This window comes from Sphingomonas sp. LM7 (assembly GCF_002002925.1).
GTDB lineage: Bacteria > Pseudomonadota > Alphaproteobacteria > Sphingomonadales > Sphingomonadaceae > Sphingomonas.
Genome location: NZ_CP019511.1, coordinates 699,250 through 721,917, shown reverse-complemented (window position 1 = coordinate 721,917; position 22,668 = coordinate 699,250). Strand labels below are relative to the sequence as shown.

At 66.6% G+C, this 22,668-nt stretch carries 22 protein-coding genes; 4 read left to right on the top strand and 18 right to left on the bottom strand.

Going from position 1 to position 22,668, the window contains the following annotated elements; all coding sequences use genetic code 11:
* Nucleotides 1-19: 19 nt before the first annotated feature.
* The 4 genes from BXU08_RS03380 (at nt 20) to BXU08_RS03365 (ending at nt 6,753) form a co-directional block, all read left to right on the top strand.
* Nucleotides 20-2,941 (top strand): glycosyl hydrolase 115 family protein, encoded by a 2,922-nt coding sequence (locus BXU08_RS03380; RefSeq protein WP_077508797.1) that lies wholly within the window; start codon nt 20-22, stop codon nt 2,939-2,941.
* A gap of 196 nt (nt 2,942-3,137) precedes the next feature.
* Nucleotides 3,138-5,426: an FdhF/YdeP family oxidoreductase gene (locus BXU08_RS03375; RefSeq protein WP_171982405.1), complete on the top strand. Its 2,289-nt coding sequence runs from the start codon at nt 3,138-3,140 to the stop codon at nt 5,424-5,426.
* Nucleotides 5,417-6,202: a formate dehydrogenase accessory sulfurtransferase FdhD gene (gene fdhD, locus BXU08_RS03370; protein ID WP_077508793.1), complete on the top strand. Its 786-nt coding sequence runs from the start codon at nt 5,417-5,419 to the stop codon at nt 6,200-6,202. Before BXU08_RS03375 ends, fdhD begins: the two co-directional genes overlap by 10 nt.
* Nucleotides 6,199-6,753, top strand: a complete 555-nt coding sequence (locus tag BXU08_RS03365) for a molybdenum cofactor guanylyltransferase (RefSeq protein WP_077508791.1) — start codon at nt 6,199-6,201, stop codon at nt 6,751-6,753. Before fdhD ends, BXU08_RS03365 begins: the two co-directional genes overlap by 4 nt.
* Here BXU08_RS03365 and BXU08_RS19745 read toward each other — a convergent pair.
* The 18 genes from BXU08_RS19745 to BXU08_RS03285 form a co-directional block, all read right to left on the bottom strand.
* The gene (locus BXU08_RS19745) at nt 6,714-7,373 is read right to left on the bottom strand and encodes an AprI/Inh family metalloprotease inhibitor (protein ID WP_171982404.1); all 660 of its coding nucleotides are present in this window, start codon (nt 7,371-7,373) and stop codon (nt 6,714-6,716) included. The genes BXU08_RS03365 and BXU08_RS19745 overlap by 40 nt on opposite strands.
* Nucleotides 7,370-7,915, bottom strand: a complete 546-nt coding sequence (locus BXU08_RS19740; protein ID WP_171982403.1) for a hypothetical protein — start codon at nt 7,913-7,915, stop codon at nt 7,370-7,372. The genes BXU08_RS19745 and BXU08_RS19740 overlap by 4 nt, the downstream gene beginning before the upstream one ends.
* Complete coding sequence (locus BXU08_RS03355) at nt 7,912-8,355, bottom strand: hypothetical protein (RefSeq protein WP_077508787.1); 444 nt, start codon at nt 8,353-8,355, stop codon at nt 7,912-7,914. The genes BXU08_RS19740 and BXU08_RS03355 overlap by 4 nt, the downstream gene beginning before the upstream one ends.
* A gap of 101 nt (nt 8,356-8,456) precedes the next feature.
* Entirely contained in the window at nt 8,457-8,744 is a 288-nt protein-coding gene (locus tag BXU08_RS03350; RefSeq protein ID WP_077508785.1) for an Hpt domain-containing protein, read from the bottom strand.
* Nucleotides 8,741-9,106 (bottom strand): response regulator, encoded by a 366-nt coding sequence (locus tag BXU08_RS03345; RefSeq protein ID WP_077508783.1) that lies wholly within the window; start codon nt 9,104-9,106, stop codon nt 8,741-8,743. The genes BXU08_RS03350 and BXU08_RS03345 overlap by 4 nt, the downstream gene beginning before the upstream one ends.
* Nucleotides 9,103-11,256, bottom strand: coding sequence for an ATP-binding protein (locus tag BXU08_RS03340; protein WP_077508781.1), 2,154 nt, complete (start codon nt 11,254-11,256; stop codon nt 9,103-9,105). Before BXU08_RS03340 ends, BXU08_RS03345 begins: the two co-directional genes overlap by 4 nt.
* 102 nt (nt 11,257-11,358) lie before the next feature.
* Nucleotides 11,359-13,845: a pilus assembly protein PapC gene (locus tag BXU08_RS03335; RefSeq protein WP_077508779.1), complete on the bottom strand. Its 2,487-nt coding sequence runs from the start codon at nt 13,843-13,845 to the stop codon at nt 11,359-11,361.
* Between the two features lie 15 nt (nt 13,846-13,860).
* Nucleotides 13,861-14,613, bottom strand: a complete 753-nt coding sequence (locus BXU08_RS03330; protein WP_253190494.1) for a fimbria/pilus periplasmic chaperone — start codon at nt 14,611-14,613, stop codon at nt 13,861-13,863.
* 129 nt (nt 14,614-14,742) lie between these two features.
* Nucleotides 14,743-14,904 (bottom strand): hypothetical protein, encoded by a 162-nt coding sequence (locus BXU08_RS19735; RefSeq protein WP_171982402.1) that lies wholly within the window; start codon nt 14,902-14,904, stop codon nt 14,743-14,745.
* A 55-nt stretch (nt 14,905-14,959) separates the two neighbouring features.
* Entirely contained in the window at nt 14,960-15,517 is a 558-nt protein-coding gene (locus BXU08_RS03325; protein ID WP_077508775.1) for a hypothetical protein, read from the bottom strand.
* A gap of 146 nt (nt 15,518-15,663) precedes the next feature.
* On the bottom strand, nt 15,664-16,662 hold the full coding sequence (locus BXU08_RS03320; protein ID WP_171982401.1) for a hypothetical protein: 999 nt from the start codon (nt 16,660-16,662) through the stop codon (nt 15,664-15,666).
* A gap of 35 nt (nt 16,663-16,697) precedes the next feature.
* Complete coding sequence (locus BXU08_RS03315; RefSeq protein ID WP_077508771.1) at nt 16,698-17,018, bottom strand: hypothetical protein; 321 nt, start codon at nt 17,016-17,018, stop codon at nt 16,698-16,700.
* Between the two features lie 113 nt (nt 17,019-17,131).
* The gene (locus BXU08_RS03310; RefSeq protein ID WP_150125393.1) at nt 17,132-17,737 is read right to left on the bottom strand and encodes a hypothetical protein; all 606 of its coding nucleotides are present in this window, start codon (nt 17,735-17,737) and stop codon (nt 17,132-17,134) included.
* Nucleotides 17,738-17,836: 99 nt separating this feature from the next.
* Nucleotides 17,837-18,466 (bottom strand): response regulator transcription factor, encoded by a 630-nt coding sequence (locus tag BXU08_RS03305; RefSeq protein ID WP_077508768.1) that lies wholly within the window; start codon nt 18,464-18,466, stop codon nt 17,837-17,839.
* A gap of 76 nt (nt 18,467-18,542) precedes the next feature.
* Nucleotides 18,543-18,827, bottom strand: coding sequence for a hypothetical protein (locus tag BXU08_RS03300; RefSeq protein ID WP_077508766.1), 285 nt, complete (start codon nt 18,825-18,827; stop codon nt 18,543-18,545).
* 3 nt (nt 18,828-18,830) lie between these two features.
* Nucleotides 18,831-21,362, bottom strand: a complete 2,532-nt coding sequence (locus BXU08_RS03295; RefSeq protein WP_077508764.1) for a cbb3-type cytochrome c oxidase subunit I — start codon at nt 21,360-21,362, stop codon at nt 18,831-18,833.
* On the bottom strand, nt 21,359-22,303 hold the full coding sequence (locus tag BXU08_RS03290) for a c-type cytochrome (RefSeq protein WP_216352896.1): 945 nt from the start codon (nt 22,301-22,303) through the stop codon (nt 21,359-21,361). The genes BXU08_RS03295 and BXU08_RS03290 overlap by 4 nt, the downstream gene beginning before the upstream one ends.
* On the bottom strand, nt 22,290-22,577 hold the full coding sequence (locus tag BXU08_RS03285) for a cytochrome c family protein (protein ID WP_077511956.1): 288 nt from the start codon (nt 22,575-22,577) through the stop codon (nt 22,290-22,292). The genes BXU08_RS03290 and BXU08_RS03285 overlap by 14 nt, the downstream gene beginning before the upstream one ends.
* Between the last annotated feature and the right edge of the window lie 91 nt (nt 22,578-22,668).

Sequence of the window (22,668 nt, the reverse complement as noted above, 5' to 3'; positions counted from 1 at the left end):
ATGAAATCAGGAGAACAGGATGGCTCTCGCCCGAATTCTGGTCGCGCTCAGTCTCGCGGCGACCATCCCCGGCCTGACGCCGGGCCAGGCGCTCGCACAGCGCGCCCCGGCCTCGATGCAGGGCTTCGACCTAGTTGCAGACGGCGCCGCCCCGACGATCTTCGTGAGCGCGGGCGACGCGCCGGTGGTTGGGATCGCCGCTCGCGCCTTTGCCGGCGATGTCGAGCGCGTCTCGGGCGTACGGCCACTGGTCTCGGAAGCCGCGCCGAGCGGACGGCTGGCGATCCTCGCCGGCACGATCGGCGGTTCGCCGCTGATCGACGGACTGATCGCCAGCAAGCGGCTGACGGTGGACAAGATTGCCGGCCAGACCGAAGCCTATACGATAGCGCTGGTAGAGAATCCGGCTCCCGGCGTGTCGCGCGCGCTGGTGATCGCCGGGACCGACCGGCGCGGCACGGCGTACGGTCTCTTCCGGCTATCCGAGCGGATCGGGGTCTCGCCCTGGGTGTGGTGGGCCGACGTCAATCCAACGCGTCGAACCCAGCTTAGCCTGGGAGCCGAGACGATCGTGCAGGGCGCGCCTTCCGTCCGCTATCGCGGCATCTTCATCAACGACGAGGACTGGTCGATCCGCCCCTGGGCTGCGCGCATCGACCCGACCGGCGATATGGGTCCGACCACCTATGCGCATGTCTTCGAGCTGCTGCTCCGCCTGCGCGCTAACTTCCTGTGGCCCGCGATGCACAAGGTCACCTCCGCCTTCAACCAGGTGCAGGGCAACGCCGAACTGGCGGATCGCTACGCGATCGTGATGGGCGCCAGCCATGCCGAACCGATGCTGCGCAACAATGTCGCGGAGTGGAATTTCCAGCAGCGCGGCGAATATAATTACCACGCCAATGGACCGCAGGTACTCGATTATTGGCGCGATCGCGTGCGGATCAATTACCCGTACGAGAATGTCTACACGGTCGGCATGCGCGGCATTCACGACAGCGCCGTCGAAGCCGGCAAGGGCGTCGACGGCGTCAAGCTGCTCGAGAAGGTGGTCAGTGACCAGCGCGCGCTGTTCCGCGACGTCGGCAAGGACCCTGCGACCGTTCCGCAGATCTTCGTGCCGTACAAGGAAGTGCTCGACGTCTATCGCAAGGACATGAAAGTGCCCGACGACGTCACCCTCGCCTGGGTCGACGACAATTTCGGCTATATCCGCCAGCTTTCGACCAAGGCCGAGCAGCAGCGCTCCGGCGGTGCGGGCGTCTACTACCACATCTCCTATTGGGGGACGCCCAACGACTATCTGTGGCTGGACACCACGCCGCCGGCCTTGATCGGCGAAGAAATGGGCAAGGCCTATGCCACCGATGCCAGGCGCCTCTGGGTCGTGAACGTCGGCGACATCAAGCCGGGCGAGAAAGGAATGAACTACTTCCTCGATCTCGCCTATGATTTCGAAGGCACATCGAAACTCGGGCAGCGGGGTTGGCTCACGCATTGGGCTGGCGAGAATTTCGGCGGCGAACAGGCAGAGGCGATCGCGGCGCTGCTCGGCGACTTCTACCGGCTCAACTACGCCCGCAAGCCCGAGCATATGGGCTGGAACGACGGGGAAACGGTCCCGCGTGCAACCGAATTCTCGCCGGTGGCATATGGCGACGAGGCGGGCGGACGCGTGGCCGAGTTTCGCGAACTCGATCGGCGAGCCGAAATGATCGCGGCGCGATTGCCGGCCGAGAAGCGCGACGGCTTCTATCACCTGGTGCAATATCCTATCCGGGGAAGCGCGTTGATGAACGCCAAGATCCTCGATGCCGATCGCAGCTTCCTCTACGCGCATCAGGGCCGCGCCAGCGCCAATCTCTATGCCGATTCCGCCGCGGATGCGTTCAGGCGCATCAAGCAGGCAACGGCAACGTACAATGCCGTCGGCGGCGGAAAAAAATGGGCTGGCTTCATGGATGACGCGCCACGCTTCCAGGCGGTATTCTACACCCCCCCCGTCGCCCGCGTCACCCCCGCGTCCGCTCCGGGGCTCGGGGTAGCGGTGGAAGGGTCGATCGATGCTTGGGCCGAGCGTCCTGCAAAGGCAGTCGAAGCTGCCGATACAAGCCTGCGCGCGAGGCGCTGGCAGAACCCGGGGATCACGAATGACCGGCTGCCGATGTTCGAACGTGCAACGGACAGAAAGTATTTCGTTGACGCCTTCAACACCGGCACGGGTGCGCTCGACGTCACCGCGACGCCATCGGCTGCGTGGATCAAGGTCGCCCGCGAAACGCAGCCGGGAGGCGATCAGCGGCTATGGATTTCGATCGACTGGACAAGGTTGAAGAACGGCGAGACCGCGAGCGGCGCGGTGGAGATATCCGGCGCGGGCGTAAGACGACGGATAGCCATCGAGGCACGTAACCTGCCCGCGCGCGCCGGGGCGCTGGTGGAGGACAATGGCATCGTCGCGTTCAACGCTGATCGCTACACGAGGATCCAGCCAGTTGGGGGGCTGGGCTGGCAGCGCATGCCCGATCTCGGCCGCTCGGGCCATGCGCTCCAGAGCAACGTCGCGCTTCCAAGCGCCGGCGATCCGGCGCTCGCGCCTTATGCCGAGTACCGGTTCCACGCGACCAGCTCTGGCAAAGCCACACTTCGGGCCACGCTGCTGCCCGGCTTCGCACTCAATCCCGAGCACAAGCTGCGATACGGCGTTTCGATCGACGACGGTCCGATCCAGGTGGTGGACGCCGAGCAGGGACGCGATTGGGACGATGGCGTTCAGCGCGCCGCGATCGCTTCGGCGACCAACTGGTCGATAGCTCGTCCAGGTGAACATCGGCTGCGGATCTACGCGCTGGATCCAGCTGTGGTGCTGGACTCGATAGTGATCGATTTCGGAGGGCTGCTCCATTCCTATCTGGCCCCGCCAGAGACGGTCGCGCGATAGCGCCGCCCCGCGAGTAAGCGGGGGATTCATGGAGCCAAGGTTCACTTTCAAGCCGGAGCGCACTGCGCGCTCGCGGAAAAGTCGAAAGCGCTCCGCTGACTGAATCATCCTGTTTCGCTTGAACTTGCCGGCGCGCCATCCATTGTCCTGCTGAACCGTTCGGCACAGCCGGGGGATGCGGCAAGAGGATGTGCAAATGTCGAAACAGCGTTCGGACAAGCCAGAGATCAAACCCTTTGCCGGTCCTGCCGGTGGCTGGGGATCGGTGCGTTCGCTCGCCGAAATCCTGCCGCGCGAGCGCGTAACGCCCCAGGCGCTTCTCGAACTCGGCCGGCAGAACAAGCCGGACGGCTTCATGTGCGTCAGTTGCGCATGGCCCAAGCCGGCCGACCACCATCCCGCCGAATTCTGCGAGGAGGGCGCCAAGGCGACGGCGTGGGAGCTGACCACGCTGCGCACCACCCCGGAATTCTTCGCGCAGCACACGCTGAGCGAGCTTCGGGGCTGGAAGGACTATGACCTCGAACAACATGGCCGGCTGACGCATCCGCTTCGCTACGATGCCGCCACCGACAAATATGTCGCCTGCGCCTGGGAAGAGGCGTTCGACGCAATCGGCGCTGCACTGCGGCCGCTCGATCCCAGGTCTGTCGCCTTCTATTCCTCCGGCCGCACCAGCCTCGAAGCGTCGTACATGTACGGGCTGATGGCGCGGATGTTCGGCAACCAGAACCTGCCCGACAGCTCGAACATGTGCCATGAATCGACTTCGGTAGGGCTCAAGGCGGCGATCGGGGTTCCGGTGGGGACGACGCAGCTCAAGGACTTCGAGGAATGCGACGCCATCTTCTTCTTCGGCCAGAATGTCGGGTCGAACGCGCCGCGCATGCTCCACGACTTGCGCAGTGCGCGGAAGCGCGGCGTGGAGATCATCACCTTCAATCCCCTCAAGGAACGCGGGCTCGAGCGCTTCACCGATCCGCAGAATCCGGTCGAGATGGTCACCGGCGGCGAGACGCAGATCTCGACGCAATATCATCAGGTCAGGGCGGGCGGCGACATCGCCGCGATCCTGGGCATCGCCAAGTTCCTGATCGAATGGGACGATGCCGCGCTGGCGGTGGGCGATCCGCGCGTGCTCGACCATGAATTCATTGCCGCGCACACCAAGGATTTCGACGCCTTTGCAGATTCCGCGCGCGCCGCGGCATGGAGCGATATCGAGCACGAGTCCGGGCTGGAGCGGTCGGCGCTGGAGGAGGCCGCCCGGGTCTACGCCAGGTCGAAGGCCGTACTCGCCATCTACGGCATGGGGCTGACCCAGCATGTAAAGGGCGTCGAGAATGTCCGCATGGTGGTCAACCTGCTGCTGCTGCGCGGCAATATCGGCAAGCCCGGTGCGGGCCCTACGCCGGTACGCGGCCATTCGAACGTGCAGGGCCAGCGCACCGTCGGCATCACCGAAAAGACCGAGCTGGTGCCGGTAGACAAGCTCAAGGAGCTGTACGGCTTCGATCCGCCGACCGAGAAAGGCCTCGACACAGTCGAGACCTGCCGCGGGGTGATCGACGGGTCGGTGAAGGCAGTCGTCGGGCTGGGCGGCAATTTCCTGCGCGCAGTGCCCGAGACCGCAGCGATGGAGGAAGCCTGGCCGCGGCTCGACTTGTCGGTCCAGATCGCCACCAAGCTCAACCGCAACCATCTGTTCGCCGGCAAGGTAACCTATCTCCTCCCCTGCCTCGGCCGGATCGAGGCGGATGTGCAGGCAAGTGGCCCGCAGGCAGTGTCGGTAGAGGATTCGACCAGCTGCATCCACGGCTCGCGCGGAAAGGCGACGCCCGCCAGTCCGCATCTCCTGTCCGAGCCGCGCATCGTCGCGGAGATTGCCAAGCGCATCCTGCCGCCCAACCCGCGCATCGACTGGGACAGCTGGGTCGCCGACTATGGCCGGATCCGCGACGCGATCGAGGCGACCTATCCGGCGATCTTCAAGGATTTCAACCAGCGCCTGTTCGTGCCCGGCGGCTTCTGGAAGGGCAACAAGGCTGCCGAGCGCATCTGGCAGACGCCGAGCAAAAAGGCCGAATTCCTCGCCCCGACCGGCCTGAGCGCCACCGGGTTCGACGATGCGGAGGGACGCTTCCGGCTGATGACGCTGCGGTCGAACGACCAGTTCAACACGACGATCTACGGCTATCACGACCGTTTCCGCGGCGTGAAGGGCACGCGCGACGTGCTGTTCATCAACCGCGAGGACATGGCCAAGGCCGGCCTGGCCGAGGGCCAGATCGTCGCGCTGGAGAGCGATGCCGGGGACGGCAAGCTTCGCCGCCGCGACGGGCTGATCGTCACGCCCTATGATATCCCGCGCGGATGCCTCGGTGCCTATTATCCCGAGGCGAATGTGCTGATGCCGGTCGAGCATCATGCCGAGGAGAGCCATGTTCCGGCCGCCAAATCGGTGCCGGTGAGGATATGCGCCTGAGCGACGCGGTTTCCCTGGCATTCGAAAGCGTCGCCGCCGATGGTTCGGTGACCGTTCAAGCGCGTACGGTAGCCGAGGAAGTGCCCGTTGCGATCGAGTGCAACGGCCTGGGCTACGCCGTGCTGATGGCCAGCCCCGGCGACCTCCTCGACCTCGGCTATGGCTTCGCGCTGACCGAGCGGCTGATCGACCGCGCAAGCGACATTCTCGACGCCGAAGCCCATGCGCTCGAGCATGGGTTGTTGCTGCGCCTCACGCTGGCGCCGCATGTGTCGGAGCGCGTCTCCGGCCGCGTTCGCCATCGCACCGCCGATTCGTCCTGCGGCCTGTGCGGCGTCGAGAGCCTCGAACAGGCGCTTCGGCCCCTGCCCGCGCGAACTGCGCGCTGGGCGGGTACGGACGAAGCAGTGTTCGCCGCGCTCCAGGCGCTGGAGACTGCGCAACCGCTGGGTGCCGCGACCCGCGCAGTCCATGGCGCCGCCGCCTGCACGGTTGATGGCGCGATCCGGCTCGTCCGCGAGGATGTCGGCCGCCACAATGCCTTCGACAAGCTGATCGGCGCGATGCTCCGCGAGGGACTGGGTTGGGACCAGGGCTTCGCTCTGCTCACTTCGCGCTGCTCGTATGAGCTGGTCGAGAAGGCCGCACTCTCCGATTGCCCGATGCTGGCGACGATCTCCGCGCCCACCGCCCTGGCAATCGCCCGCGCCCGCGAAGCGGGTCTGGACCTGCGCGTGCTCGCCCGCCCCGACGCCTTGCTGCGGCCGACCGCATGAAGCTGCTCGGTGCGATACTCGCCGGCGGCCAGTCGCGCCGCTTCGGCAGCGACAAGGCCGAAGCAATGCTGAATGGCCGCAAGCTCATCGACCATGTCGCCGAGGCGCTCCGACGCGACTGTGAGGCCCTGGTCGTCTGTGGAAGGGCACATCCGCCGTTCCTCCAGCTGGAAGACCTCCCGCGCTCCGGCCTCGGGCCGCTGGGGGGCCTTTGCGCCGCGCTGGCGTACGGCAGGGATGCCGGCTTCGACGCTGTCCTCAGCGCGCCTTGCGACGTGCCGGATCTCCCGGCCGAACTGTTCGCACTGCTCTGCCTGGACGGCGCGCCCGCCTACGTCGTCGATCTCCCGGTCATCGGCCTATGGCCCTGCACGCTGGCGGAGCCGCTGCAGCTATATCTGGACCAGCACGCAGACCGGTCGCTACGCGCCTGGGGACGCAGCGCGGAGGCGAAGCCGGTCACGCTCGCGCACCCCATGTCCAACATCAACACACCCGACGAAATGCAGGCCTATCGCGACAACTCCCATCTGCCCGGCTCGGCAACATAGCGGTTGTCGGCGACCGGCGCGAGCGCCAGCATATCATCGCCCGGCCCCCACAGCATGATCTTCATGTCCTCCATCGACCAGCGGGTGAGGCGCGCCGGAAGCGGGCTCCCGGCACAACCCTTGCCCAGCGTGACCCCGCGGCGCGGCGCGCTCGAATAGGCGGGAGTCGCAGTGAAGGTGAGCACGCAGGGCGCTCGGCCCTTGCGACGAAGCGTCCAGCGGCCGACCAGCTCGGACGGCTGCGGCAGGTGCGTATAGCCCGTAATGCGCGGCACCAGATAATGCTTCGGCGCCTGGAGATCGGGGCTGGCCGGCAGCGCGGTCTCGTCCTCGATAAAGGTCATCGCCGGCTTGCCCCGGGCGTCGAGCAGCAGGATCCCGTCCATCGGCTCCCACGCGACCACTCCGGCGCTGGCACCCACCCGCGCGGCGCAGCTTGCATCGGGCCGCGCGCGCCAGGCCTTGCCGATCGGCTCGGCGGTGAGCTGGATGCCGCAGGCCGGGCCGCCATCGGTAGGCACGATCTGATACGGGCCCGCCATGTCGCCGACGATTTCCTGCGCATGCGCGGGCGTCGTCCCCATCGCCGCCACCAGCGCGCCCGCCGCCCAAAGCCTCACAGCAGCGCCTTCGCCACGGCGAGCGAGCGCGCCTTGGCATCGTCGCCCGCGGGGAGCTTGAAGAAGTTGATCACTGCGGCGCGGCGATCGTCGAGAAAGAGCTGCGCCTGCTTGCCGCCCTCGCTCCAGAACGCTGCCTTGCCCAGCCCGGGCACCGGATCGGCCGGCGGTGCCAGCCCGCCGCCGGTGCGCGCGGCCTCGATCGCCGCCGGCGTCGCATCCGCATCGGGCGCCTCGCGCGCGACGATCATCAATGTCGCTCCATTGGCGTAGGTGAACGTACACATCGAGACCACGGCCAGTCCCCCGCCGCCCGCCGACATCTCCTCGAGCTTGGCATCGGTGACTGCCGCGCCCCCGGCGACCGCCGCCTTGTCGCGCCCCAGCGACGTGCAGGCATCGCGCGCGTTCCAGCTGCCGCCGGTAGCCGTGCTCGTGGTTTCGCCCGTGTTTGCGCCACCACCGCCAGGTCCGCCGCATCCCGCCAGGAGCAGCGTCAGCGCACTGAGCCCGGCAGCGCTCCGCATCGCGCCGCGGTTCATTGCGCGCGCTTCGGGGCAGCGGCCCAATCAACGAACACCGTCCGCGTCTGGCTCATCCGCACGGTACAGTCCGGCCCGGTGGTGCCGACGCAGTCATAGGACCATTGCCCCGGCGCAGGCGCCTCGCCCTGTCCCAATGGCGTGCGCGGGCCCGCAGGTCGGCGCAGCGCCACGCGAATTACCGATCCGGTCTTCACCCAGGCGTGGCAGGTCGTCTTCTGCGGCTTGTCGTCGCAGACCAGCGCGACATCAGGATCGGTGTCGATCGAAACCCGCGCGCCGCCCGAATTTGCCGAGACGATGCGGATGGCCTGGCCCGACGCGGAATCGGCGCCGATCGTCGAAGGACCGCCGATCACCACCACTTGCGCGGCGGCGGGTTGAACGACGAAGCCGAGCGCGGCGGCCGCGCAGGCAGAAGTGAAACGCAAGATCGACATGTCCAGGCTCCCGCTCGGCCGGGCTATGGGCGCGGCCTCCTCACCAATCCAAACGGCACCGGCGCGCAGAACCGGACATGCGCTCGAAGTTTTCCGGCGGATCAGGTCTCGTTGGGCAGGTCGCGGAGCTGCGAGACGAGGGTGGCCGCCAAAGGCTGCAGGGGTTCGCCCGCCTCGCCGTCCTCGATCGCCTGCTCGAGGATCTTGGCGGTGTCGGACAGCGCGACATACCCGAACATGCCGGCGCGCCCGACCAGGCCATGGCTGCGATCGCGAACCGCGTGCCAGTCGCCCTGCGTGGCACATCGCTCGATCTCGTCCGCGTCGATGACGGCTTGCTCGATGAAGCGTCGGCGGAACGCCTGCAGCCGCGCGTCGAATTCCGTCATTCGAGCAAGTCGCGCACGCGCGCGGCCAGCATCATCGGGTCGAAAGGCTTGGCCAGAACTCCCCGCGCACCCATCTCGATAAAGGCCTGGACTTCGGACGTCTGGGTCCTGGCAGTGATGAACACCACGGGAATCCCCGCCGTCGCCGGCTGGTCGCGCAGCTGCGCGAAGACCGTAGGGCCATCCATCCCCGGCATCATCACATCGAGCAGGATCAGATGCGGCACCCACGCGGCCGCGTCCGCGATTGCAGCGGCGCCCGACGCGCAGGTCCGTACCTCGAACTCGGGATCCAGCTCGAGCGACATCTGCGCGACTTCGCGGATATCCGCTTCGTCGTCGACATAGAGGATCCGAGTCATCGCAGCGCCCTCCCCCGGTCGCCGATCATCCGCATCACTGCATCGACCACCCGGTCGAGGCTCGCCCGCGACTTGACCAGCACCAGATCGACGCCCTCGACTTCCACCGGGTCGATTTCCTGTGCAGTGAAGACGATGATCGGCATCGCGGCGTTTCGCTGGCGGAGCACGGGCACCAGTTCGAGACCGCTTCCATCGACGAGGCCGATATCGAGGATCGCCGCGTCGAAACCGGTGTGGCGGATCGCCGCGCGCGCTTCGACGACGCTGGGTGTCGAATAGAGTTCGGCGCGATCCTCGAACACGCTCGACAGGACCCGCAGCATGTCCGGGTCGTCATCGACGTGGAGGATCGCCGGGAAGCCGGTCTTGTCCCGGGCCGGGGCGACAGGTGCGGCAGCTGTCGCGATCGTGCCGGCGGCGGGCAGATCGACATGGAAAGTCGTACCCTCGCCGATCCGGCTGTCGAAACCGACATCGCCGCCGAGCCGCGTGACGATCTCCCGGACGATGCTGAGCCCTAGCCCGGTGCCGCCCTTCTGGCGCGCGTCGGAATTGTCCGCCTGTGCGAACTTCTCGAAAATGCGCTCGCGCAACGCCTCGGGGATCCCCTCCCCCTTGTCCGCGACGTCGATCCGGAAACGACGGTCGAGCGCGTGGACGCTCAGCCGCACGACACCCTCGCGCGGCGAGAATTTCACCGCGTTGGAAAGCAGGTTGGTGATCACCTGCGTCAGCCGGTCCTCGTCGGCGAGCACCGCTGCGTTCGCTGGCGGCGGCGCCAGCTCCACCCGCACGCCATATTCGGCGGCGAACCCGGCATTGTCGCGCACTGCGCGGCGCAGGATATGGTCGAGGTCGATCGGCTTGATGTCGAAGCTCATCTGCCCGGCTTCGATCTTCTCGATGTCGAGAATGTCGTTGATCAGCCGTACCAGGCGTGCCGAATTGCTCTGGGCGATCTGGACGAGGCGAAGCGCCTTTGCGGGAATCGCCCCCGCCGCGCCGCCGGTGATCAGTCCCAGCGATCCCGCGATCGACGTCAGCGGGGTGCGCAGCTCGTGGCTCACCGTCGCGACGAATTCGCCCTTCATCTGCTCGATCTCGCGGCGTTCGCTGATATCGCGGCAGACCGCCAGGAACAGCGTGGTATCGGCCAGCGGCACCGCGCTGAGCGAGACTTCGAGGGGGAAGGACGATTTGTCGTTCCGGCAGCCGGTGAATTCCTGGACCTCGCCGGCGGAGCCGTTGCGAGTGGTCTTGAGCCGGCGCAGGAAACTCTCCACCCGGCCACGATCGGGTGCGACGTCGAACAATATCCCTATATCGCGGCGGAGCAATGCGTTCGGCGCAAAGCCGAACATTCGCGCCGCCGCGGGATTGAGGCTCTCGATGCTGCCGCTGCCGTTCAGCACGATCATGCCATCCTTGGCGCTGTCGAAAATCGCTTCCTGCCGCGCCGCGAGATCGTCCGACCGGCGCCGGGCGCGATCCCGCGCCGCATTACTGCGGACGACGAACAGCCCCGCGGCCGCGAGCATCAGGAGCAACACCGTCTGCAGCGCGAACGTCTCGTTGCGCAGCTGGATGCGGGCCGCCTCGGCATCGGCGGTGACGCGCTCCAGTTCGCGACGTTCGGCATCGGCAATTTGCCCGGTCAATGCGCGGATGCGATCCATCAGGCGCTTGCCTTCGCCATTGGCCACAAGATGCCGCGACGCATCGGGATCGCCTGCGCGAGTCAGACCGATCGAGCGGGCGACGAAGCCGCGCTTCGCCAGCGACACGCGACGCAGCTCGGCAAGCGCGGGCCGGTATCGCGCGTCGGCGGGCAAATTGCCGTCGAGCGCCGAAAACGCCGCATCGATCTGCTGCGTGGCGGCGAAATACGGCGTCAGGAACTGCGGATCCCCGGTGATCACGAAGCCGCGCTGCCCCGTCTCGAGATCCTGGTGCAGCGAAAATATCCGCTGGAGATCGGCGCGCGCCTCATAGGAGCGGACCACTTCGCGGCGCAGCGCCGCCGTCTCGTCGAAGCCGCGCCCCACCAGCAGCGTCAGCACGAGCAGGAGCAGCGGCACGCAGACCACGGCCGCGATCACGCCCCAACGGACGAGCTTGGTACGACGCGTGACACGGATCAGCGACATCGACGCGATACTCTCTACGCCACGACCAACGCGGCCCGACGAACATGGAACCGTGAACCCGGTCTATCGCACCAGCCGGGCCGAGAAACCATCACAAAACCGTCACTTCGCCGCATTGGCAGGGCGCAACTCGCCGACTGCAATCGTCGCATCGGCGCCCTTGGGGATGACGAGGTCGAAGCTGGTCTTGTCGGCATCGGTCAGCGTGATCCGCCAGCGGCCCGGCGCCAGTCCGGTCGCGCCGAAGCGTCCGGTGGAATTGGTGAACAGCGGCACCGGCTCGCGCTCGGGATGCGCCGCCTCGACTGCGCTGCCTGCAACCAGCGCGATCGGCTCGCCATTCGCGCCGAGCAGCCGTCCGACCACGCTGACCATGTAATCCGAGCCTACCGTCAGCCGGTATCCGCCGCGATAGGGCGGCAGCAACCGGAACGAACCCTCGCCCAGGTTTGCGCCGAGAGGCGCATCGGGCGCAGTAACCAGCAAATTGCGCTCGCTATAGCTGCTGAGGCTCGACTGGATCGCGGTGCCGAGCGTGCCGGTGTTCGTAGTCGAACTGGTGCCGTTGGCGTCGATCAATATGTCCGAGCCGCGCAGCGACGGGTGCGCGCGGACGATCGCGAAGCCGTCCTGGATCGGGCGGCCCACCGAGACGCTGCCATCGGCCATCGCCAGCGCCGTGCCGAACCGCAGCGAGGTCCGCTGGCCGGTCGATCCGCCCAGATTGCGTTCGAAGGTGCCGAAATGGCTGAACCCCAGCTCGGCGCGATTGGTGTAATAGACGCCGCTGGCATTCGCACCTGCGCCAAGGTCGCTGCGCTCGACATCCGCGCTGAGCGTGTAGGCGCCGGTGCCCGATCCGCGATAGGTCTGGTAGGTCAACCGCGTGCGATTGTAGCGGCTGTCATAGTCCGACCGCAGGCTCGACGCGCGATCCAGCCGATAGGTGAGCGACAGGAACGCGGCGACGCGATTGCCGCGGCCGTCGCGTTCATAGCTCAGATCGCCGGTGAAGCTCAGATCGGGACTGATCCGCCAGCCGCCGGTTGCGCGGATGCTCCCGACGTCGCGTTCGCGGTCGCGCCCCTTGGAATAACGCGCATCGAGCCCGGCATAGACGGCGTCGCTGATCGCGCTGTTATAGCTCACCCCGGCGATATAGCTGTACGGATTGGACGGGAAACGCGTGCCGATCGGCGCGAAATTGCGGCTTCGCGTCTCCAGCGAGAACGATAGCGCATCGGCGCGGTCGCTCGATCGGCTGATCGTCCGCTGAAACGTCATGATCGATGCCCAGCCCGATCCGACGCCGTTGACGTGCGAGGCCGAAGCAAAGCCGCCGAACGAGCCGACCGGCGTGGCCACCACCGTTTCGAGCCCACCCATCCAGCCGCGGCCATCTGCCTGTGCATTGGCGCCCAGCGTCAGCCGATCGCTGACGCCGCGGCGATAGAAGCCGCTGAACGCGAGATCGTTGCTGTAGACCGGCCCGCGCGTTCCGAGCGGCGAGAGCGTTCCTGCATAGAGTCCGAACTCGCTGAGGCCGGAGGCAAGCTGCGACTGATCGAGGAAGATGTCGAAATCGAACGACTGGGTGCGCCCCGAATCGTCGGTGATCGTCAGGCGCACATCGTTCGCGCCCTGGGTGAAGGGGAAATCGCGCAAGTCGAAGGTGCCGGGATCGAGTTCCAGCCGCCGCACCAGCTGGTCGTTGACGCGCACCTCGACGGTCGAGCGCCGCTCGAGCTGGAAGCTGCGGCTGCCGCGCGGGCGGATGATCGTTTGCGGATCAAGCAGCGAATAGAAGCGCGATACCGACAGGCCGGCGATCTCGGGCGCCGACTGGAATCCGCGCGCCAGCGTCTGGAGGTCGCCCCCCGTCCAGCGGACCAAGTTGCGGCGATCGTCATACACCAGCCGCGTGCCCCGCCGCTGGAAGTCGGCGCCGGCAGCGCCAGACTGCCAGTTCGCCTCGCTTTCAAGCACCACGCCGCCCGCGCGGACTGCGCCGTCCAGAAAGGTCACCGGCGATGCGAGTCCCTGATCGGCACCTTGCTGCACCCAATCGAGCGAGCCGCGAATGTTGAGATACGCGCTGAGATCGGCCGGCGTGACATAGCGCACCGGGCCCCGGTTATTGACGTCGCTCAGCCCAACCGAACGGCTGGCGCGGCTCGGCGCGGCGATTTCCAGCATCACCTGCAGCGCCTGCGGATCATAGCGGATCGCGATCCCCACCCCCTGGAGATCGGCACGGTCGAGCTGGCCGCGAGCGGAAAGGCGATTGCGCAGTTGCGCGATCAGCAGGGCGGCGATCCGCGGCTCGATCAACGCGATCAGCCGCTCTGCCGAGAAGCTCGCCCGGCCCGAGGGATCGAGCGTCAGAGTCGCATCGCCGAGATAGGCCTGCCCGTCCATCACCGGCGCAGTGAGGACGATCGCCCGGCCGGTTGGGTTGATCCCGGTCGCATTCGCCTCGGCATCGATCACAACGCGGGCCTGCGCGGCGTCAGCCGCCTGCGCGTATGCTGCTACCGGCGCGGATAACGCGACGAGCACCAGCGCTCCCGCGGCGGCATTCCTGTGCATGCGAGACGTGATGTCTCAGCCCTCGGGCGTGAACTGCGCTTCGATCCGCCCGTCGGCTCGCGGAAGGCGCATGGGCAGCGTCATGCGGCGCGTCTGTCCGCCACCGATCAGACCATAGCCGATCGCCTGCTGGAGATCGGGGCCCGTGATCTGCTGGCGGAACACTTCGCGGCCATCGGTAGCGAACTGGACGATGCGCACGCGTCCGCGCGACAGATAGCCGTGCGCCGCCGACGCGTTCGAAACGGTGATCACCGGGGCAAGCCCGCCCTCGGCATCCTTGCCGATCTCCGCCGAGGCGATCGTCAGCGCGGGCTTGGCGCCGTCGGGCGAGACGCTGACCAGCACCTGGAAATTGTAGAGCAGCTGGATGTTCGACTGGGTGTCCGTCGTCTGGACGGGCAGCTGTGCGACGGTAATGAAGAAGTGCTTGCTGCGCGCCAGCGCGGGATCGCCGACATATTGCACGCGGAAATTCTGGCGCTGGCCGGGCTGGATCAGCGCTTGCGGCGGAAACACCGCAAGTTCGCCGGAATCGCGCCCCGTGGGCTTCACGCCGTCGGCGGTGAGGTCCAGCGTCTCGATGCGCAGTTCGACGGGGAGCGGCTTGTCGAAGCTGTTCTCGACCGTCACGACCTGGCTCATGCCGCGGCCCGAGGTGGTGAGGTCGATCACCACCGGCTGCACGGTCATCGCATAGACGGCCGTGGAAATGCCGAGCACCGTTGCCGATGCGATCAACGCGGCGACGAAGGATCTACGCTTCACACCCTGCTCCTACACGCTTCGCATCATTCACCGGATGCGGGCGGCGGGATGATGAACCCATGGACCGTCCCCGCCAAGGCAGGAAAAGCGGCAATCCGGCAGAGGTTCATTCCGAACGCGTCTTAACCGTCATTTCGGAAGCAGTACCTGCACCGGCCCGTGCTGCAATGCTGCAGCCAGCCGCTCATATTCGGCAGCGAGGAAAAGGAGGTCGGCACGTTCCTCGGCAGTGGCGCACAGCGCGCGAATGCGGAGTTCGGCCGCGAGCGAGAGGGGGTTCTGAAGGTCCATGCTACAGCAATTTCCGGCAAGCCCCGCCCCTCGCAAGGCTTGCCGGAATTCCCGATCAGGCGGCCGGGGCGACGGTGATCTCGACCTTGCCCGCATAGGTGCCGGCGTCGAGGATCGCAGTCGATTCGGTGGTGATGCCGCTGCCGATGGTCAGCGCGATGTTGTTCGAAACCGCGGCAAGGCGATCGCCGAGCTGGCCCGACGTGGCGCCCGAGCTAAGCGACTGATCGGCTACGCTGGTGCTGCCGCCCTTGGCGCCCATCGCGACGACGGTCGCAGTGTAGTGGACGGTGTTCGTGTAGCCGTTGGGCGAATTGGTCGCGGCGGCATTGACCAGCGGCTTGGCTTCGACGGTAACCTTAGGGTTGGCACCGTTGCACTTGATCGTGAAGTTGCGGCTCAGGCCGCCGGTGTTGCCCGAAAATGCCGCATCGACGGTGCCGTCGGACTTGGCGAGTTCGCCCAGCGTGATGCTGCCGCTGATCGGCGTAGCTGCCGAGCAGCGCGCCGAAACGGTGCCGCTGACATCGACCGAGCCGTTGGCCTGCGCAAAGGCGGGCGCCGCAGCGAAAGCCGAACCGATCATCAGGGCGGACACAACCAGCTTCTTCATCTCACGTCTCCAGAAATTCGCTTGGGGCCTATCGCCCCGACGACCTGGATATGCCCCCGAACTGCGCGCGGGCCCATTTAGCGGGCGGCCAAAAGCAGGCTAACTTCAAGCGCAACTCGCTATACCCGAGGATATAGGATCCCTGCTCAAAGCCCTGCGCAGCTGGTCGCCGAAGAGGCAGTGACGATCGGCGTAAAGGTGATGCTGATCGTGTCGGCATAGTTCGGCGCGGGGGTCTTGGCCGAACCGCCTTCCTTCAGCGTCGCGCGCAGCGGCAGCGTTCCCGCCTCGCCCCCGATCCCGGCGCGCGCGCAGGTGCGCGTACCGAACGACGCGTTCGACGTGACGTCCTGACCCAGGAACCGTGCGCTGTAGCGAATCGTCTGCGCCGCGTCGGACAGGCTCCCGCCCGGATAGGTCAGCTTGAAATCATTCTGCGAGCGCACGCGCACTTCGAACGGTCCCGAACTGCGCACCCGCAGCGAATTGGCCAACGAAGTGGTATAGCGGTCGGGCGCGGCGAGCACCGCGGCAGTGGTCGCATCGCCGATCTCGCCGAAATCGAGCGCCGACCCGGCATAATAGGCCTGGAGCGCGCTCACCGTGTTGACGTTGATCCTAAGCGCCCCGGTATCTCGAACGGGGGTGGGCACGCTCAGCATCCCGCCCTCGCCCGAGCAGATGTACAGGATGTCGAAGACGATCGGCTCGCCTGCCGAGAGATCGGTGCCCGGCGGCACGGTGACTCGCAGGTTGAGCGGCGCCGACAGGTCCGAGGCAAAGAGATTGCCGAAATCATAGCGGATCTCGCCCGCGGCGCCCGCGCCATTGTCCCTCGAATTGAGCGATCGCGGTCGGCCGGCGGTGGCGCCTTCGGCATAGAGCACGCGATAGCCCAGATAGGTCACTTCCAGCGGCGGCGTGCCCGACGGTGCCGTAAGCACCAGGCTGACTTCGTTGGTCCGCCCGGTGAGCAATCCGCGATTGCGCCGCAGCACCAGCGGGATCGTGACTTCGGAAAGCCCCGCCGGCGAGAACGGGTCATAAGTGATGCTGGCCGGTGCGGTGGCATTGCCGGTGATCCCGCACGTCGCCGAAAGCTGGGTCTGCGCCGTTGCCGGCGACGCGAGCACCATCGCAGACACGACGCCCGTTATTGCAAGCCCACCGGTACGCAACCTCATAGTTGCGGTGATACGACGATCTCTAGCGCCGCGCGACCCGATAGTTGCGGCTGGGTGGGCTGAAGCTCGGCGGCGGGCTGGATTTCCGCCAGCGTGCCATCGGCATTGAGCGTCCGGACATTCGACCGGAGCATCGGCGTCGATTGGTTGCAGATCGCGTGGGGACGCGGCGCCGGCATGTCCGCGCTCGGCTGGAAGGTCGCCGGATTGGCCACCCAGCAACGCGGTTTGACATAGCCATTGAGGTCGACTTGCGGGCCGGTATCGGCCTGCGCGGGCCCGGCGAGGACGGCGAACGCCAGCACAAGCGCCGACATGGCCCGAGTCGCTGGGGCTTGGAAGCGGCAAGAGGAGCTGCTGCGCGTCATCGTAGGTCATGACATAACGCTCCTGCGTGAATAAAGCCTCATTTGAGATACTTATCGACTCCTTAAGGGCTCACGCTAACCGTGATCGACAAGGTGTCGGCATAGCGTCCGGCAACCAGCGGGGCAGTCCCGGCATAGCTCGGTGCGCTGACCCGCAGATAGGAGCCGTTGGCCTTGGTCGATGCCCCGGCGAGGCGCAGCCCGGTGGCGCTGCCCGCGGTGCCGGCGAAGCTGCAGCTGCCGCCGGTCGCCAGCGTCGCCGCGTCGCACGACGCCGTGCTGCTGGTGCCGTTGTCGGCAACCACCTTGAGCGCGACCTGATAGGGCGCCTTCACCCCATAGCCGGTGGCGGCCGCCGCCTGGGTCGCCATGCCGCCATTGACCGACGACACCGCAACGCGTGCGGCGCCGGTGCAGTTGAGCTGGATCGCGAAATCCTTGGTGAAGCCGCTCTGGTCGAAATCGGCCTGGTCGACGCTGCCGGTGGGCGCCCCGCCCGTCGCGAAACCGCAGCGGCTGCGCACCGACGCGCGCACTTCGACGCCGACTTCGACGCTGTTCACGGCGCCCTGCCCGACGGCATAGGCGGTGACCTGCGCGCACGCCGGCTGGATGGCGCAAAGCACCACCAGCATCGCCAGCCCGAGCACGCAGAGAATCCGCTTCATGCGGTTCAGATGCCCCGCGCACTCCGCCAGAACCATTCAACCGGCGGCGAGAACCATGCTTACCAACGGCCGAAAGCGCCTATCTCTTTGGATATAGGTTCAGGCGTCGCGCCCCTGGGCGAGCAGGATCAGATCGGTGCGGCTGCGCACGCCGAGCTTCTCGAAGACCTTGTGCAGATGGACCTTCACCGTGCCCTCGGTCAGCCCGAGCTCGTCGGCGATTTCCTTGTTGCGCAGGCCGCGCTGGACGAGCGACGCCACCGCGCGCTCGCGTCCGCTCAGCGCCTCCAGCGGATCGCGCTCCGCAGTATCGGGCGACATCGCCAGGTCCATCGCGCGCTGCATCACTTCCTGGTCGAGCCAGCGCCGCCCTTGCGCGACGCTCTCCAGGCAGGTCAGCAGGTCGCGCGGCGCAGTCGATTTGATGACGATGCCGTTCACCCCCAGCTGCATCGCCTCTTTCGAGACCTGGTCGTTGATCCCGCCGGTGAGCAGGATAACCGGCCGATTGTCCCCTCGGTTGCGCAATGTTCGGAGCACGTCCATCCCCGAACGCTCGGGCATGCTGTTGTCGAGAACGAGCATGTCGGGCCGGGTACTTGCCAGCGCATCGAGCGCCGCCGTGCCTGTATTCACGGTCGCGACCACATCGAAATTGGTCTTGTCGAGAAGTATCCCGATCCCCGCCGCGGTTAGCGGGTCATCCTCTGCCACGAGTATCTTGGTCATTTCGACCCTTACGCTGATACGCTACTAGGGATGATCCAATATCATCGAGTGCGCCCCGCGGTCCAGCGCGCTGCGCTCAGATGAGGAGCGCAGGCAATGCCTGCCACAGGATCGCGACGATCGAGAGGCCCGTGCCGTACAGGGCGACGGCGCGCATCCAGCCGTCCAGCTGCGTGGCCGCGTCGCTGCGCCGTATCCGCACCAGCAGCAGCGCCGCGGCGGCGAGGCACAGGACCGTCACCAGCAGCGTCAGGCCGCGGGCGAGCGGAGTCGTCAGGAACACGCTGGCCAGGAAATAGAGCGCGAAGAAGTGCACCGCCCAGACGATCAGTCCGCCCAGCAGATAAGTCCAGCCGCGCACCGCTCAGCCGCCGAACACACGCGTGAGCAGCGCCGTCAGCGCGCCCTGCCCCGCTGCATAGACTACCCACAGCACGCACAGGTCGAGGCTGTTGTTGCGCGGCCGCACCAGCATGCCGCGGCTGTTGCGCGCCGAGATATAGCCCGCCATCAGCAGCCCGATCGCCGCAAGCATCACTTCCAGCGAGAGCAGCGCATAGACCGTCGCCCCCTGCCCGCTCGCCGAGGGCCGCAGCCCCAGGTCCATCCAGCTCCACAGATCCGCGCCGATGCCCGCAGCGAGTGCCAGCGCGGCGCAGACGAACAGCACGCCCGGCGTCCACCGCTCGGTCGCTTCGCGCGCCAGCATGTACCGCGCCAACAACGCCAGCCCGGCCGCGGCGGCGTAGAGCGGCAATAGTAGCGCGAGCGACAGCGGTCCCGGCGGCGCGATCCAGAAGCTCGGATGCACGCCATACAAATAGAGGAAGCTGAACACCGCCATCACGTAGATCATGCCGACGACGACCAGCAGGATCACCATCGCCCACCAGCCATGGCTGCTCGGCCCGGTGACGTAGGTCGGCAAATAGATGCCCGCGCCTACATCGACGGTCTCTTCCTCTACGCGCCTGTCGGTATCCCACAGCCAGCGCAGCACGCAGACCACCGCGAGCACCCCGCAGGCGAAGGACAGGAAATAGGCCTGCACGGTCATCAGCAGGAAGAACCCTGCAGTGAACACCGCCGCGAGGAACGGCCACACCGACGGCCCCGGCATGATCTGGAGATATTGCGGCTCGGCGCGCAGCGGGCTGGTTACCAGCGTCTCGCGCAGCCCGGTGGCGGAGCCGGGAAGGAAATAGCGGCCCTGCTCGACATCCTCGGCTAGGTTGGGATCGTCCCACAACGGCTCCCGGCTCTTCACCACCGGGATGCTGCGCGCCGAATAGAGCCCGGTCGGCAGCCATTCGAGCGTGCCGCCCGCATAGACGTTGCCGGCATCATCCTGCGTGGTGAAGCGAAAGTTGCGGGCAAGGTCGACCAGGAACACCAGCACGCCCGACGCCAGCACGAATGCACCGATCGTCGATACCATGTTGGTGACTTCCCACTCGCGCCCGGGGAGGTAGGTGTAGACTCGCCGCGGCATGCCCATAAGCCCGGTCAGATGCATCGGCAGGAACGTGACCTGCATGCCGGTGAACATCAGCCAGAACGCCCATTTGCCCAGCCGCTCGGACAGTGCCCGGCGGCTGATCATCGGCGTCCAGTAATAGAAGGCGGCGAACATCGGGAACACCATCCCGCCGATCAGCACATAATGGAGGTGCGCGACGATGAAATAGCTGTCGTGCGCCTGCCAGTCGAACGGCACCATCGCCACCATCACCCCGGTCAGTCCGCCGATCACGAAGGTGAGCAGGCTGCCGAGCAGGAACAGGGTCGGCGCGTTGAAGCGCGGCTTGCCGACCGCGAAAGTCGCGATCCACGCGAAGACCTGGATGCCGGCGGGCACGCTCACTGCCATGCTCGCCGCAGCGAAGAAGCCGATCGACAAATTGGGCATGCCGGTGGTGAACATGTGGTGTGACCACACGCCGAAGCTGATGAACCCGGTCGCGAGGAAGGCGAGGACGATCAGGTGATGCCCGACCAGCCGGGTGCGCGCCATCGTCGCAACCATCATCGATACCAGTCCCGATGCGGGGAGGAAGATGATGTACACCTCCGGGTGACCGAAGAACCAGAACAGATGCTGCCACAGCAGCGCGTCGCCGCCGCGGGTGGGATCGAAGAACGGCCAGTTGAACGCGCGCTCGAGCTCGAGCAGCAAGGTGCCGAGGATCACCGAGGGGAAGCCGACGACGATCATCACGCCGAACACCAGCATCGCCCAGGCATAGACCGGCATCTTGTCGAGCGTCATGCCCGGGGCGCGGGTGCGCAGCACGCCGACGATGATCTCGATCGCGCCGGCGATCGCCGAAATCTCGATGAAGCCGATGCCCAGCAGCCAGAAATCGGCGTTGATCCCCGGCGAATAGGCAGTGCTGGTCAGCGGCGGATACATGAACCAGCCGCCATCGGGCGCCAGCCCGACGAACAGCGAGGCGAAGAAGCACAATCCGCCGACGAAATACGCCCAGAATGCGTATGCGGAGAGCCGCGGGAACGGCAAATCGCGCGCAGACAGCATTTGCGGCAACAGCAGCACCCCGATCGCCTCCATCATCGGGACGGCAAACAGGAACATCATCACCGTGCCATGCATGGTGAAGAACTGGTTGTAGGTTTCCTGCGGCAGGATGCCCTGGAGCGGCAGCGCGAGCTGCACGCGCATCACCAGTGCCAGAATGCCGGCCAGCAGGAAAAACAGGAAAGCAGTCGCGACGTAGAAGAAGCCGACATAGTTGTTGTTGACCGCAGTCAGCAATTCCCAGCCCTTGGGCGCGCACCAGATGCGTTCGAGCTCTTCCAGCTCCCCCGCCGGGCGCTCGCCCTTGGTGGGAAAGCGATCGTAGAGCGCCGGATCGAACCCGGTTTCCGACGTCACTTCTGTGCCTCGAGATAGGTCGCAATTGCCTGCAGTTCCGCCGCGGAAAGCATCTTGTACGACGGCATGCGGTTGCCCGGCTTGATCGACTGGCTATCGCCGATCCAGCCGGTCATCGTCCCGCGATTATTGGGCAGGATGCCCGCACCCAGCGAACGCCGCGCGCCGACATGGCTAAGGTCAGGCCCGGCAGTGCCGTTGGCGTCGGTGCCGGCGATCCGGTGGCACGCGGCGCACCCGGTCGAGCGGAACAGGTCTGCGCCTGTTCCCGTCATTTGCGGCCGCGGTGCGCGGCGGTCTGCGATCAGCCGCTCGAACGCTGCGGGCTCATGCGCGACGACGACGAACCCCATCAGCGCGTGCGGGCCGCCGCAATATTCGGCGCATTGCCCCCCGAACACGCCCGCACGATCGGCCTGGATCGGCAGGATGTTGCGGCGCCCGGGGATCATGTCGAGCTTGCCCGAGAGCTGCGGCACCCAGAAGCTGTGGATCACGTCGTTCGATTCGAGTTCGAGCACCACGGGCTTGCCCACCGGAATATGCAGCTCGTTGGCGTCGAGCAGATAGGGCCGTCCCTGCCCGTCGAGATAGGCGACGCGCCACCACCACATCTCGCCGGTGATCCGGACGCGCATCGCGTCCGCCGGTACGGGGGCAGTGAGGTTGCGCGTGAGCGTCAGCCCATAGACCAGCAGCACGCTCAGCACGATCACCGGAAAAGCGACGCCGCCGATCCAGATCAGCCTGGTCCCGCCGAGCCGCTTCTGCAGCCGCGCATTGCCGAACAGCGCTATCCCGAGCGCAACCACCACCACCGCGAATACCGCCACCGCCATGCCGATCAGGATCCAGCTCAGCAGCGTCACCGATCCCGCATAGGGGCCCGCGGGATCGAAGATCGAGGCGGGCCAGCCGGCCCCGGCTTCAGCGCGTGCCATAGAGATAGGCCGCGACATCGCGCGCCTCTCCTTCGCTGAGCGGCATCGCCGGCATGGTGGTGCCCGGCAGCACGCCGGGCGCATTGCGCACGAATGCGGCGAGCATATCCGGCCGATTGGGCAACCGTCCGGCGATCAGCCCCTGCTCGGCGAACCCTGCGAGCGAGGGCCCCGATCCGCCTTGCGGCCAACGGATACCCGGAATTTGGTGGCACGCTGCGCAGCCGACGCGCTCGATCGCCGCCTTGCCGCGCGCAGGGCTCGCCTGGGGCATGGCATTTTCTTCGCTCGGCGGCGCCTTGCAGGCGGTCGCCAGCACTAGCGGCAACAGGACACGGGCTATCGACAAATCTCCCCCTATGCAG

What these genes read in the sequence shown, in the direction of transcription:
- BXU08_RS03285 (WP_077511956.1), bottom strand. Translation starts at nt 22,577, where the DNA reads ATGCCCCAGGCGAGCCCTGCGCGCGGCAAGGCGGCGATCGAGCGCGTC.
- fdhD (WP_077508793.1), top strand. Translation starts at nt 5,417, where the DNA reads ATGCGCCTGAGCGACGCGGTTTCCCTGGCATTCGAAAGCGTCGCCGCC.
- BXU08_RS03315 (WP_077508771.1), bottom strand. Translation starts at nt 17,018, where the DNA reads ATGTCGGCGCTTGTGCTGGCGTTCGCCGTCCTCGCCGGGCCCGCGCAG.
- BXU08_RS03365 (WP_077508791.1), top strand. Translation starts at nt 6,199, where the DNA reads ATGAAGCTGCTCGGTGCGATACTCGCCGGCGGCCAGTCGCGCCGCTTC.
- BXU08_RS03310 (WP_150125393.1), bottom strand. Translation starts at nt 17,737, where the DNA reads ATGAAGCGGATTCTCTGCGTGCTCGGGCTGGCGATGCTGGTGGTGCTT.
- BXU08_RS19735 (WP_171982402.1), bottom strand. Translation starts at nt 14,904, where the DNA reads ATGGACCTTCAGAACCCCCTCTCGCTCGCGGCCGAACTCCGCATTCGC.
- BXU08_RS03350 (WP_077508785.1), bottom strand. Translation starts at nt 8,744, where the DNA reads ATGACGGAATTCGACGCGCGGCTGCAGGCGTTCCGCCGACGCTTCATC.
- BXU08_RS03345 (WP_077508783.1), bottom strand. Translation starts at nt 9,106, where the DNA reads ATGACTCGGATCCTCTATGTCGACGACGAAGCGGATATCCGCGAAGTC.
- BXU08_RS19740 (WP_171982403.1), bottom strand. Translation starts at nt 7,915, where the DNA reads ATGAACCGCGGCGCGATGCGGAGCGCTGCCGGGCTCAGTGCGCTGACG.
- BXU08_RS03325 (WP_077508775.1), bottom strand. Translation starts at nt 15,517, where the DNA reads ATGAAGAAGCTGGTTGTGTCCGCCCTGATGATCGGTTCGGCTTTCGCT.
- BXU08_RS03380 (WP_077508797.1), top strand. Translation starts at nt 20, where the DNA reads ATGGCTCTCGCCCGAATTCTGGTCGCGCTCAGTCTCGCGGCGACCATC.
- BXU08_RS03305 (WP_077508768.1), bottom strand. Translation starts at nt 18,466, where the DNA reads ATGACCAAGATACTCGTGGCAGAGGATGACCCGCTAACCGCGGCGGGG.
- BXU08_RS03340 (WP_077508781.1), bottom strand. Translation starts at nt 11,256, where the DNA reads ATGTCGCTGATCCGTGTCACGCGTCGTACCAAGCTCGTCCGTTGGGGC.
- BXU08_RS03335 (WP_077508779.1), bottom strand. Translation starts at nt 13,845, where the DNA reads ATGCACAGGAATGCCGCCGCGGGAGCGCTGGTGCTCGTCGCGTTATCC.
- BXU08_RS03355 (WP_077508787.1), bottom strand. Translation starts at nt 8,355, where the DNA reads ATGTCGATCTTGCGTTTCACTTCTGCCTGCGCGGCCGCCGCGCTCGGC.
- BXU08_RS03290 (WP_216352896.1), bottom strand. Translation starts at nt 22,303, where the DNA reads ATGGCACGCGCTGAAGCCGGGGCCGGCTGGCCCGCCTCGATCTTCGAT.
- BXU08_RS03375 (WP_171982405.1), top strand. Translation starts at nt 3,138, where the DNA reads ATGTCGAAACAGCGTTCGGACAAGCCAGAGATCAAACCCTTTGCCGGT.